Below are 12,385 nucleotides of genomic sequence, written 5' to 3' on the forward strand. Positions count from 1 at the left end.
CCCCTTGCCGCCGGAGGCGCTTCCATGAGGAACCGTGGTAAGCAACGGGCGTCCCCTTTGTGGAGCCGGCGTTGAGGACTCCTTCACATCACACCGCTCGCTTTGCAGTCCCCGCGGGTTGGTAAGGGGGCATCCGGCACGTTCTCCGCGCTTGGATACTCACTCCTTCAGACATCTCTCGACGGCCAGGCCTCCGGCGGGCAAGGAGGCGTTGCCCCCTTGCATCCCCCACCAGGGTGCCCCTGGACCCCGGTGGGGGATGCGACCGCTGCTTTTCGAGTTGAGGAATCGCCCAAACTTCTGATGATGAACCAGCCGGATCACGTGGTCCGCCCGCCGGGACCCTCCGTTCCTGCTGATGTTCCCGCCGCCCCTCCTTCCCCCGGTGACCCATGCTCACCCTGCGAAGCTGCCACTGCTGCGGACTCATCCAAACCGCCGCCGAGCTCCACCTCGAATACTGCGCCCGCTGCCACACCCGACTCACCGCCGCCGATCACCAGCGAGACAACCGCCTCGCCGCCACGCTCGCCCTCTCCGCCCTCATCCTCTTCCTACCGGCCGTCACCCTCCCGTTCCTCCAGATCAGCCGCTTCGGACTCACCACCGCCAGCAGCGTCCTGGGGGGAATCGGGATCCTGTTCCGCGAAGGACACTTCGCCGTCGGAAGCATCGTCGTCGTCTTCTCCCTCATCTTCCCCCTCCTGAAGCTCGGCCTGATCTTTCTTCTGAGCACCCGCAGCGACTGGCTCCACTCCGCCGACCGCAGTCTCAGCTACCGCCTCGTCGAACACCTCGGCCGCTGGGGCATGCTCGATGTCCTCCTCGTCGCCGTGATGATCGCCTTCATCAAGCTCGGCTCCCTCGTCGCCTTCGGCGCCGGCCCCGGCCTTCCCCTCTTCGCCGCCTTCGTCATCGCCAGCCTCTTGGCCAGTCTCGCCTTCAATCCACACGTCCTGTGGAGCGAACACGTCATGAACACCACCGACAACACCCCGCCAAAGCCCGCCTCCGACGCTCCGCCCTCAACGCCAAGCGCCTTTCCCACGGCGATCGGCCGCCCCTCCCCGTCGAGGCACCGGCTCTGGATCTGGATTCTCCCGCTGCTCGCGTTCGTCGCCGCCGGAGCACTGACTTGGAACGTCATCCGTCAGCGGGGACGCCTCATTACGATCACGTTTACCGAAGGGCGCGGCCTCGCCGCCGGCGACCAGCTCCGCTACCGCGGCATCCGCGCCGGCGACGTCGAAAGCCTCGAACTCCTCCGGCAGGGCGAAGGGGTCGTCGCCCGGGTCCGCATCACCCGCGACTGCGACAACCTGATCCGCCAGGGAACCCAGTTCTGGATCGTCCGCCCCCAGCTCGACGTCTCCGGCGTCAGCGGCCTCGAAACCCTCGTCGGCGCCAAGTACCTGACGTTCCGCCCGGCACCGCCGCAGGCTCCGCTCACCAGCACCTTTGCCGGACTCGAAGAGCCGCCCCTCGCGGACCTCGAGTTCCCCGGCGGAATTGAGATCGTCCTCCAGGCCCCGCAGGCCCGCGGACTCCGGGCCGGCCTGCCGCTCCACTACCGCCACCTCCGCGTCGGCGGCATTCGAAAGATCGCCCTCTCGGCCGACGGCGGCGCGATCGAAGCGACCGCCTACATCCGGCCGGACTACGCCCACCTGATCCGGACCAACACCACGTTCTGGAACGCCAGCGGCGTCAACCTGACCGGCGGCCTGACCGGCTTCCACCTGCACGTCGGCCCGGCCGAAAGCTGGATTCACGGCGGAGTCGAACTCGGCATCCCGCCCGAAGCCGGGGACGCCGTCCAAACCGGCCACCGCTTCCCGCTCCATCCCGCTGCCAAGCAGGAATGGCTCGAATGGTCCCCCGCGATCGCCAGCGGTCCCGCACCACCCGCGTCGCAAGTTCCCGACGTTGTGCCGGTCGTCCTGACCTGGAAGCACGACGGCTGGCTCTGGGACACCGACCGCTCACGGCGGGGGCTTCTCATGGCCAGCGACGGCCTCCTCCTCGGCCCCGCCGAACTCCAGACCGTCCCCGCCGACGCCATCCCCGGCACCGCCCGGCTCCAGGCCGGAGAGACCACCGTGGCGCTCAACGCCCCAGTCGGAGCCCATCCGGAATCGACGCTTCGCCAGCGGCGGATTGAGGGGGTCACTGGCCGCCCGGCCGCCTGCCGCGAGCCCTCGCAGCCCGAAGACGGCTTCATCGTCACCGGAAGCAACGACTCTCCGCTCCTCCTGGCCGCAACACGAATCCGCGTCGAGGAGGGCCACTGGCGGCTCGATCCGGAACTCTCCCTGCCCGGAATTGTGACCGGCGCCCCTCTGCTGGCGGCGACGGACCGAAAAGTGATCGGGTTCCTGCGGATCGAGGGAACGGACCGGTCGGTGATCCCCTATGCCTCCTCGCCTCATGCGGCGGAGTGACGAGCAGGCGCCGGTACTCACGGCACCACGTCGAGTCACTCCCGACCGAGAAACGATCGCAGGGCATGCTCGGGCGGCAGGTCCGTCCGGGCGAATCCGTAGTGGATGCGGTGGTCCCGGCAGGTCTCCTCCAGCCGGATCCGGAACTCGCGGAACTCCGCCCGGTACGCGTCTCCCAGCCATCGGGCGTCGACCCGCTGTTCTCCTTCCCCCTCCAGCCCTTCGAGCAGCAGCGGGTCGTCAAACGGAAACGCCTCCTCGGCCGGATCAACGATGTGGAACAGCCCCACATCGTGCCCGCCATACTTGAGATGCCGCAGCCCCAGTGCCAGCGACTCGGGATCCGTCAGACAATCGCTGAAGACCAGAACGACCCCGCGCTGCGGCAGCGATTCCGCCAGCGTGTGAAAGGCCGGACCGAGGTTAATCTCCTCTCCACGCGAACTGCCGGGGACAGGGGGCAGCGGCGCGGTCCCCTCCAGGAACTGGATCGCGTCCGAAAAACTCGACGTCGCGGCGAACCGCTGGCGGAGCGACTCCGCGAGCGTCGCGAATCCAACCCGATCCTGCTGCCGCGTCACAATGACGGAGAACGCCGCCGCCAGGAGCTGCGCGTAGCCCCACTTGCTGAACAGCATTCCGTCGGACCGATAGGTCATCGACGGACTGACATCGAGAACCAGGTGGCACTGGAAGTCCGTCTCGGTCTCGAACTGTTTGACGTAGAGGCGGTCCCGCCGCGCCAACACCTTCCAGTCGACGTACCGCAGATCGTCGCCCGCCGTGTACGCCCGGTAGTCGGCGAACTCCACCGAAAACCCCCGCTGCAGGCTCCGGTGTCCGCCCGAGAACACACCGTCCACGATCGCCCGCGCCTGGAGCTCCAGGCCGTGAAATTTTTCGATTGTTTCGGCGGTCAGAATGGAAATGGTCGGATCTCCATGGAGAGCGCTCGTCGGCCGACGTCATGTCCCGAACCGCACACAGTAAACTGGAGGCAGCCGATGGCTCACCTCCGTCCAGGCGTCGCCCCCATTCCGGCTCGCCCAGACGTTCCCCGTCGTCGTCCCCAGGACGAGCATCTCTCCACTCGAATCCACGTCGAGTGCGTGACGGTAGACGATGTCATAGCACTGGCTGGCGGGGAGACCGCCGTCGAGCGCGGCGAACGTCTTCCCGTCGGTCGTTTTCGTGACCACGAAACGCCCGTCGGTCGGGACGCGGCAACTGTCGTCGGACGCCGGAACGAACCACGCCGTGTCCGGCCGCTGCGGATGGACCGCGACCGCAAACCCGAACGGCGACGGGAGGACATTTTCGATCTCGACCCAGTCCCGCCCCGCGTTGTCCGAGCGGAAAATCCCGTTGTGGTGCTGGATCCACATCCGGTCGGGAGCCGCCGGGCAGGCGACAAGGCGGTGCGGGTCCTGGGCAATAAGGTCGTTGGCAAGTTCCGGCGGAAGATACTCCGCCCGCAGGCCGTAGCCGACGTTCTCCCACGTCTCGCCGTCGTCCTGTGTCTGCCAGACGCCGCCGCAGGAGATGCCGATCGTCACGCGGCGGGAATCGCGCGGATCGACCGTGATCGAGTGGATCCCCGGTTCGTCCTTGCCGCCCCCCATCCACTTCTGCCGCTCCGCCCGGTCCCACAGGCTTCGCATGAACGTCCACGACTGTCCGCCGTCATCGGAACGGAACAAGCCGCCCGGGATCGTCCCGGCCCACAACCGCCCCGGCTGATCCGGCCCTCCCGCTTCGAGACTCCAGATCTCCATCAGGCTGGCGGGGCGCTCCGTCGTCTGGACGTGACCGGGTGGGAGCCGGGCGCCTTCCGGATAGACCGGGGCCGTCAGTTCCGTCCAGGTCGCTCCACCGTCGGTGGACCGTTGCAGCTTCGTTCCGAAGTGCCCCAGCGTCAGCACGGCGTAGAGGGACCCGTCCCGGCGGTCCGGGAGCAGCATCGTGATCGGCTCCCCCAGGAACGACACCGGGCCCAGTTCCCAGCCGGTCGCCGCCGGCGTGAGTGACATCAGCCCCTTCCGCGTTCCGAGATAGCATCGGGATGACACGATCGGCACCTCACTTGTTGTGGCCTGACCCGCTGGCACGTCCCTGCGGGGCTATCCCCCGGAGAGCGCCTGAAAGATATAGACTTCGCCTCCATCCGGCACCGGGTCCGATTGCAGGATCCGGTCGGCAATCATCGTGTTCCCCACGAAGATCGCGACGTGCTGCCGCAGCCGCCCCTGATCATCGACGAGGTATCCGCGAAGCGGAGGATTCGCGGCGAACAGGACGTCGAGAATCTCCCGCACCGTCCTTCCCGCGACAACCTGATCGTCGCACCGGAGGTGCTTTCGCAGGTGCGGAGTGAAGGTGATGCGCGGCATGGGAGATCGCTGCGGGCGGAGGAGGTTGCCGATCGCACCAGCTTGAACGGTGAACGGGGGGCGGACAAGCCGTCGCAGACCGAAGTTCCGCCGCCCGAGGCTTGCCGATCGCGCCGCTCCGCCGTGAGAATGCATTCACGGTCAGGCGGTCCGTCCCTGTCCCGGCCGTTCCCTCCACCCGACGCCAGAACCTCAACGATGATGAATACGCGCCGCCAGTTCCTGAAGTCGAGCGCCGCCGCAGCCGCCGGCCTCTCGTTCCTCTCCTGGTCCAGTTTCAGCCAGGCGGCCGACAAGCCGCTGCCGTTCAAGATCTCGCTGGCCGAGTGGTCGCTGCACCGGGCGCTGTTCGGCAAGAAGCTCGACCATCTCGACTTCGCCAAGACCGCCAAGGAGGAGTTCGGGATCGACGGCGTCGAGTACGTCAACCAGTTCTTCAAGGACAAGGCCAAGGACGAAGCGTACCTCGGCGACATGAAGAAGCGGGCCGGCGACCTGGGGGTCAAGAGCCTCCTGATCATGATCGACGGCGAAGGGGCCCTGGGGCACGCCGACGAGACCGAGCGGCACAAGGCGGTCGACAATCACAAGAAGTGGCTCGACGCCGCTTCGTTCCTGGGCTGTCACTCGATCCGCGTCAACGCCCAGAGCAGTGGGACGTTCGAAGAGCAGATGGCCCGCGCGGCGGACGGCCTGGGCCGGCTGACCGAACTGGCGGAGAAGCAGCAGCTGAGCGTCCTGGTCGAGAATCACGGCGGGCTCTCCTCGAACGGGGAATGGCTCGCCGGCGTGATGAAGATGGTCAACCACCCGCACTGCGGCACGCTCCCGGACTTCGGGAACTTCAAGGTCAGCAAGGACGAGGAGTACGACCGCTACAAGGGCGTGGATGAGCTGATGCCTTTCGCCCATGCGGTCAGCGCCAAGTCGCACGACTTTGACGACGCGGGGAACGAAACCCACACTGACTACCGCAAGATGATGAAGATCGTTTACGATCACGGCTACCGCGGTTATGTCGGCGTCGAGTACGAGGGTGGCAAGCTCGACGAGTACGCCGGAATTCGGGCAACAAAGAAGTTGCTTGAGACCGTTCGTGATGAGATGTTGAAGGCCTGATCGAACAAGAGAACATGAACTCTGTGCGCCGCAGGGTTCTACGTTGGCGACTCGGTTTCCCCGCGCTCAGGGTTGACCGAGTCGTCTTTTTTTATGCGCCGGCTTTGCGGAAGAGTTAAACACCAAGGCACGAAGGAGGCACCAAGGTCACAAAGGATCATTCACTCCTTCCGCCCTTGGTGTTCTTGGTGAATCCTTGGTGCCTTGGTGTTTAACAATACGGTCCCAAGAACGAATCAGGCCGCCGCCGTCTGATCGCGGCGTTTGAGGCTCAGCACAAATACGATCCCCAGGAGCATGACGCCTGCAGCCGTCAGCTGCGGCCACTCGATGCCGTACTTGCTGATCGTGATCCCCAGGAACGGCCCGCCGATCCGCGCCAGCGCCGACAGCGACTGGCCGAGCCCGAGGACCTGCCCCTGCTCGTCCTCCGGACTGTTGAGCGACAGCAGCGACTGCAGCGACGGATTGAGGAACGAGAACCCCAGCACCGCGATCGGCAGGCAGGCGACCAGCGCCCAGATCGTCGTCCGTTCCTTCGGCGTCAGTTCGGAGAACGCCTTCGGCTTCTCCACCTTGTGGCTGACATCGACCGCCCGGGCCGACTGGTCGATCCCGACGCGGGAGATCACCCCTACGAGAAGCAGCCCGATCGCCAGCAGCACGGCGCCGATCGTCGCGGTCCGGTGCTCGCGGATCCGCGGCAGGACCCGGCGAACGATCCCTCCCTGGCAGATCATTAGCGTAAAGCCGAGGAACGCAAACACGCCGTAGTTCCAGCGGTCGTCGAGATGCATCGCCTTCGTGACGAGGGCCAGCGTCGACTCGAACTCCGCGAAGGCGAACGTCGTCAGGAAGATCGTCATCAACACGGGAAGAATCAGCGGACGGCGGAGCGCCAGCTGAATCGAACGGGGATCGAGCCAGTGCCGGTCGACGCGACGTCCGCCGGGGGGGAGCGACTCCGGCAGGACAAACAGTGCGGCCAGGAACGCCAGGAGCGACAGGCCACCGGCCAGGAACCCCGGCCCGGCCGAGGGAGCCGCCTCGCCGGCCCCGACGAACGGAATCGCCATCAGCGGACCGAACGTGAAGCCGAGTCCGAACGCCGCCCCGATGAGGGCCATCCCCTTGCCGCGGCCTTCCGTCGTCGTGCTGTCCGCGATGTAGGCCTGGGCGGTCGGAATCGTCGCCCCGGCGATCCCCTGTCCGATGCGGGCGATGAAGAGCCACGGCAACGCCGCGAGCCCGAGGAACGTGCCGGTGCTGCCGAGGGAGCTGACGTATCCGAAGAGGCTGTAGAACACCGCCGAGCCGGCGAGACCCACGAGCAGGATTGGACGCCGCCCGACCCGGTCCGAGATCCGCCCCCAGAGCGGTGCGAAGACGAACTGCATCGCCGAGAACGAGGCCATCAGCAGTCCCAGCGTCATCCGGCTGGCGTTGAAGGCCTCGGCGTACCGCGGCAGGAGCGGGAGGACGATCCCGAATCCGAGGAGGTCGATGAAGACCACCACAAAGATCAGCAGGAGACCGGATCGCTTGGAGGGTTCAGCCACGTCACGTCGCCGTCAGGAGGGAAGGTTGGGCGGGGGCAGGAGCCGGCGTCGGCCGATGCCGGCGGGGCCGAATGGAACGTTAGGAATCGGCGGACGGAAAAGCGATCAGGTCACTTCGATCCGGCAGAACCGCTTCTTGCCGACCCACAGGAGCAGGCCGCTCGTTACGGGGATCGACTGGTCGGGTTTCTCGATCTTGGTCTTCTCGGCTCCCATGTAGGCTCCGCCCCCTTCGATGCTGCGGCGGGCCTCGCTCGTCGACGGGCAGAGCCCCGCCACTTTCAGGAGCTGCGCCGCCGGAAGGGCACCGTCCGTAAGCTGCAACGCGGCGAGCGTGACGACCGGGATGTCGGTCGGAAGAGCCCCTTCGCCGACTTCCCGCTGCCAGCGGTCGGCTGCCTCGTCGGCGTCGGCCGCGGAGTGGTACTGGCCGATGACGGTCCGCCCGAGCCGGACCTTCGCTTCCTTGGGGTGTCCGGCGAGGATCGTGCCGACTTCGTCGAGCGGAATGTTCGTCAGCAGCTCGTAGTACATCTTCATGCAGCCGTCGGGGACCTGCATGAACTTCTTCATCATGTCGTACGGAGACTCGGAGATTCCGATGTAGTTGCCGAGGCTCTTCCCCATCCGCCGCTCGCCGTCGAGCCCGACCAGAATGGGGGACATCATCCCGATCTGCTGAGAAAGGCCGGAGTCCCGCTGGAGGTCCCGCGCCAGCATGAAGCTGTAGAGCTGCTCCGTCCCGCCGAGCTCGATGTCCGACTTGATGACGACCGAGTCCCAGGCCTGCATCACCGGGTAGAGGCACTCGTGCAGGAAGATCGGCGTCCCGGCCGCGTGCCGCTTGGCGAAGTCATCCCGCGTCAGGAGCTGGGCGACCGTCACCTTGCCGCACAGCTGCAGGATGTCGGCGAAGGTCATCGTCCCGAACCAGTCGCCGTTGCGGTGGACCTCCGCCTTCGACAGGTCGACCACCTTGCCGACCTGTTCGAGGTAGTCGCGGGCGTTCCGTTCGACATCTTCGGCAGTCAGCCGCTTGGCGCGGGCATGGTCCCGTCCGCTCGGGTCGCCGACGAGGGCGGTGTAGTTCCCGATGATGATGACCGCGGTGTGCCCCAGTTCCTGGAACTGGCGGAGCTTCCGCAGCGGGACGGTGTGGCCGAGGTGGACGTCGATCCCGGTCGGGTCGATGCCATACTTCACCCGCAGCGGCTTCCCGCTCTCACGGCTCGCCTTGAGGCGGTCCGCCAGCTCGGTTTCAGGGACGATCTTCTCGATGCCGCGGCGGATGATCGCCAGCTGCTCGTCGACGGGGAGGAAGGACATAACGCGTTCCGCTGGAATTCCGCAGACCGGCCGCATCCAGGGATGCGGCCGGTTCGAGTGAGAGGGGACAGCCGCGGGCGAAGACCGGCGGCTCTCGAGGCTACTTCGCGACGCCGACCGCGCGGGTCTCGCGCATCACGACGACCTTGACCTCGCCGGGGTAGGTGAGATTCTGTTCGACGGCGATCGAGATGTCGCGGGCCATCTTGGCCGCCTCGCGGTCGTTGACCGCCTTGGGATCGACGATGACCCGCACTTCGCGCCCTGCCTGTACGGCATAGACCTGGCTGACGCCGGGGAACCCGCAGACGAGCGCTTCGAGCTCCTCCAGCCGCTTGATGTACTTTTCGAGCGTCTCACGCCGCGAGCCGGGCCGCGAGGCCGAACACGCATCCGCGGCGGCGGTGAGGACGGTGTAGAGGAAGTCCGGACGGATATCGTCGTGGTGGCCGAGAGCGGCATGGACGACTTCCGGCCCTTCGTTGTACCGCTTGAGGAGATCCGCCCCGATCGCCGGATGGCCCCCTTCGGCCTCGTGGTCGGCTGCCTTCCCGATATCGTGGAAGAACCCGCACCGGCGGCCCATCGTTCCGTCCATGCCGAGCTGTTCCGCCATCATCCCGGTCAGGTGGGCGACTTCGATCGAGTGCCGCAGGACGTTCTGGCTGTAGCTGACGCGGAAGTTGAGCCGCCCCATGAGGGCGATCAGCTTCGGGTGCGCGCCCGGCACGTCCGCCTCTTCGGCCGCCTCCTTGCCGAGCCGCATGATGGTGTCGTCCATCTCCTTCTGCGTCTCGCGGACGACTTCTTCGATCTTGGCGGGGTGAATCCGTCCGTCCTGAATGAGCTTGGCGAGCGACCGCTTGGCGATTTCGCGGCGGACGGTGTCGAAGCAGGACACGACGACGACGCCCGGGGTATCGTCGACGATCACGTCGACGCCGGTCTCCTTCTCGAAGGCCCGGATGTTCCGGCCTTCGCGGCCGATGATCCGCCCCTTCACTTCATCGCTGGGGATGTCGATCGTCGAAACGGTCGTCTCGCTCGTGTGGGCGGAGGCGTACCGCTGGACCGCCATGCCGATGATCTCGCGGGCGAGCTTCTCGGAGTTCTGCTTGAGCTCCGACTCCTTCCGCATGATCACCCGGCCCGCTTCGGCGTTCAGGTCGCCGTCGAGGCGGGTCATCAGCCGCTCCGCCGCCTGCTCGCGATTGAGGCCGCTGATCTTGTAGAGCTCCTCCTGCTCCTGCTTCACCATCCGGTCCAGCTCGCGCTCCTGCGTCTCGATGACCTTGGTCCGCTCGACGAGCCGGTTCTGCTGCGTCTGCAGCATCTTTTCCTTCTTGGAGAACTCGTTCTGGAGCTGGTTGACGTCGCTCTCCCGCTTGTCGATCCGCCGCTCCTGTTCGTGGAGTTCGTTGCGGACCTTGCGGAGCTCGTTCTCCAGGTCTTCGCGGCGTTTGAGGAGCTGCTCCTTGATCTCGAGCTCTTTCTCCTTGCGGAAGTTGTCGGCGTCGGTCTTGGCCGAGTCCATCAGCTGATCGCGGGTGCGGTAGGCGGCCCCCATCCGCAGGCGATCCATGAAGAAGCCGACGAGCGCACCGGCGGCGATCCCCGCGAGTGCAGCGGCGACGTAGCCCATGACGAATCCTTTTCCAGCTCCGGGCCGTCCGGGATGAGGACGGAGTCGGGGCAGAGGCCCACGGGATTCGAGTCGGTCAGCGGCAAAGGCGGGAGCGGTCCCGCCGGGGATCAGCTCCCGGTTCCGGCCGGCCCTGGGTGAAAACAGCGCGATCCTCCGGAGCCGCGAAAGAGGGCGGGTGAGAAGGGGCGGGGAAGACAGGCAGGCGGTCCCGCGGGGACCAATGTCCATGCCAGCTCCGGACCGACCGCCGTTCCCACGGCTCCCCAGAACGCGCGCGCCGCATGAGCCACGACCGCGGCGCAGAAGCGCAGCGGAGCGGTCATCCAGACGAGGAACGCCAGAAACCAGGACATGCAGGAATCAGGAAGGAACTGAACGAAATGCCACTCGACGCGACTCAGACACGGCGTATCCGCCGTTGAAATCCTGAGGACCATTTGCGGCCGACGACGCGGAGCGTAAATGGTGAAATCGATGTGAAAGGCCACCCTGTTGGCAGGGCGGGTTCCTATCGTAACTGTCGAGGGGGCAATATCAACGGAAGCGAGAAGGTTGGAAGAAGATCGGGTGCAGGGGCCGTCGTTCTCGCCGGCACGGCTGTGCTTGCTCAAACCCAACGTGCCACGGCCACTGGGGTCAAGGGGGTCTCACCCCCTTGCCGCCGGAGGCACTTCCATGAGGAACCGTGGTACACAACGGGCGTCTCCTTTGTGGTACCAGCTATGAAGACTCCCTCAAACCACACCGCTTGCTTCGCGCTCCCCGCGGTTTGGTGAGGGGGGCATCCGGCACGTCGTCCGCGCTTGGACACGATCTCCTTCAGACAGTGTTCGACGAGAGGGCCTCCGGCGGGCAAGAGGGCGTTGCCCCCTTGCATCCCCCACCAGGGTGCCCCTGGACCCGGTCGGCCGGTCAGGCTTCTCTCTCGCTATCCGACGACCGGCTTTGGCACCAACGGCGGCAACCCGGCCCGCTCCAGCGTCTCCTCCTGCACCTTGCAAACCATCGTGTACGCCGGATCGAACACATTCCCCAAGTCGTAACGAACCGTCTGCTGCAGGAACAGATTCGCCCCAAGCATATCCAGCCCCACATGCGGCTCCGTCAACCAGCGAAGCATCTCGGTCGTCGCATGCTGAACCGCCTGATCGAGCGGACGGGCATTCCCCACAGTCCCGTACCACCCATCCCGCCGAGACCGCGGCCAGTGGATCTTCCAACCCTTCAGCACGTCGACCCGAAACGTCGTGGTCGTCGAGACCTCGACGCCATTACCGGAGATCTCCCCGTCCCCCTGGACCGCATGAGCGTCACCCAGAAAGAACAGCCCCCCCGGCTCGAAGACCGGAAAGTACACCGTCGCCCCCGCTCCAAACTGGCGATAGTCCATGTTCCCCCCCCACTCCCCGGAGGTCGCTGTCGAAATGCTCTGTCCCCGCGGCGGGGCGACACCAAAACAGCCCAGCATCAGCTCCAGCGGCAGGACCAGCTCCGGCAACGCGGCGGTCCGAGGAGAGACAAGCGAGACGGTCGCGGCCGAGCGGTCGATCGACCACTCGACCAGCTCCGTGGGCGGAAGATTTCCCACGAACCCCGGATCGACAATCCACGGAGCGACGGCGGTCTTCGTGAATCCGTAGGTCCGGCTCGGAACGATGTTCTCGATCGTCACCGCCAGGACATCGTCCGGCTCAGCTCCTTCGATGTAGAACGGCCCCGTCATCGGATTCCCACGGCGGGCCGCCGGCTGCCGCTGCGCGTCGAGCCCCCAGGCGTCGACGGTCGTCGTCGTCACCCGGTCGCCGCTCGCCACGCGGAGGACCGCCGCATGCGGTCCGATCGTGTTGTGCCAGGTCGTCGGTTCGAAGTGGTAATGCATGGTCGATCCCCTTCGATCTTTCTACG

Annotated in this window: 9 protein-coding genes; 2 read left to right on the top strand and 7 right to left on the bottom strand. The window is 66.2% G+C overall.

Annotated features, from left to right (window positions below):
• Nucleotides 1-392: 392 nt before the first annotated feature.
• Nucleotides 393-2,441: a paraquat-inducible protein A gene (locus VT03_RS03070; RefSeq protein ID WP_075091632.1), complete on the top strand. Its 2,049-nt coding sequence runs from the start codon at nt 393-395 to the stop codon at nt 2,439-2,441.
• A gap of 35 nt (nt 2,442-2,476) precedes the next feature.
• Here VT03_RS03070 and VT03_RS03075 read toward each other — a convergent pair whose 3' ends face one another.
• The 3 genes from VT03_RS03075 to VT03_RS03085 all read right to left on the bottom strand — a co-directional run bounded on the left by VT03_RS03075 (nt 2,477) and on the right by VT03_RS03085 (nt 4,831).
• Nucleotides 2,477-3,304: a DUF58 domain-containing protein gene (locus VT03_RS03075; RefSeq protein WP_197489185.1), complete on the bottom strand. Its 828-nt coding sequence runs from the start codon at nt 3,302-3,304 to the stop codon at nt 2,477-2,479.
• Between the two features lie 102 nt (nt 3,305-3,406).
• On the bottom strand, nt 3,407-4,510 hold the full coding sequence (locus tag VT03_RS03080; RefSeq protein WP_075096898.1) for a sialidase family protein: 1,104 nt from the start codon (nt 4,508-4,510) through the stop codon (nt 3,407-3,409).
• 51 nt (nt 4,511-4,561) lie between these two features.
• Entirely contained in the window at nt 4,562-4,831 is a 270-nt protein-coding gene (locus tag VT03_RS03085) for a MoaD/ThiS family protein (protein WP_075091634.1), read from the bottom strand.
• A 198-nt stretch (nt 4,832-5,029) separates the two neighbouring features.
• Here VT03_RS03085 and VT03_RS03090 point away from each other — a divergent pair, with 198 nt between their 5' ends.
• Complete coding sequence (locus VT03_RS03090; protein WP_075091635.1) at nt 5,030-5,950, top strand: sugar phosphate isomerase/epimerase family protein; 921 nt, start codon at nt 5,030-5,032, stop codon at nt 5,948-5,950.
• Nucleotides 5,951-6,186: 236 nt separating this feature from the next.
• On the opposite strand, the gene VT03_RS03095 is transcribed toward VT03_RS03090, so the two are convergent.
• The 4 genes from VT03_RS03095 to VT03_RS03110 all read right to left on the bottom strand — a co-directional run bounded on the left by VT03_RS03095 (nt 6,187) and on the right by VT03_RS03110 (nt 12,359).
• Nucleotides 6,187-7,509: an MFS transporter gene (locus tag VT03_RS03095; protein ID WP_075091636.1), complete on the bottom strand. Its 1,323-nt coding sequence runs from the start codon at nt 7,507-7,509 to the stop codon at nt 6,187-6,189.
• Between the two features lie 105 nt (nt 7,510-7,614).
• On the bottom strand, nt 7,615-8,835 hold the full coding sequence (tyrS, locus tag VT03_RS03100; RefSeq protein ID WP_075091637.1) for a tyrosine--tRNA ligase: 1,221 nt from the start codon (nt 8,833-8,835) through the stop codon (nt 7,615-7,617).
• 100 nt (nt 8,836-8,935) lie between these two features.
• Entirely contained in the window at nt 8,936-10,477 is a 1,542-nt protein-coding gene (rny, locus tag VT03_RS03105) for a ribonuclease Y (protein WP_075091638.1), read from the bottom strand.
• A 931-nt stretch (nt 10,478-11,408) separates the two neighbouring features.
• The gene (locus VT03_RS03110) at nt 11,409-12,359 is read right to left on the bottom strand and encodes an acetamidase/formamidase family protein (RefSeq protein ID WP_075091639.1); all 951 of its coding nucleotides are present in this window, start codon (nt 12,357-12,359) and stop codon (nt 11,409-11,411) included.
• Between the last annotated feature and the right edge of the window lie 26 nt (nt 12,360-12,385).

It is taken from the genome of Planctomyces sp. SH-PL14 (assembly GCF_001610835.1).
GTDB lineage: Bacteria > Planctomycetota > Planctomycetia > Planctomycetales > Planctomycetaceae > Planctomyces_A.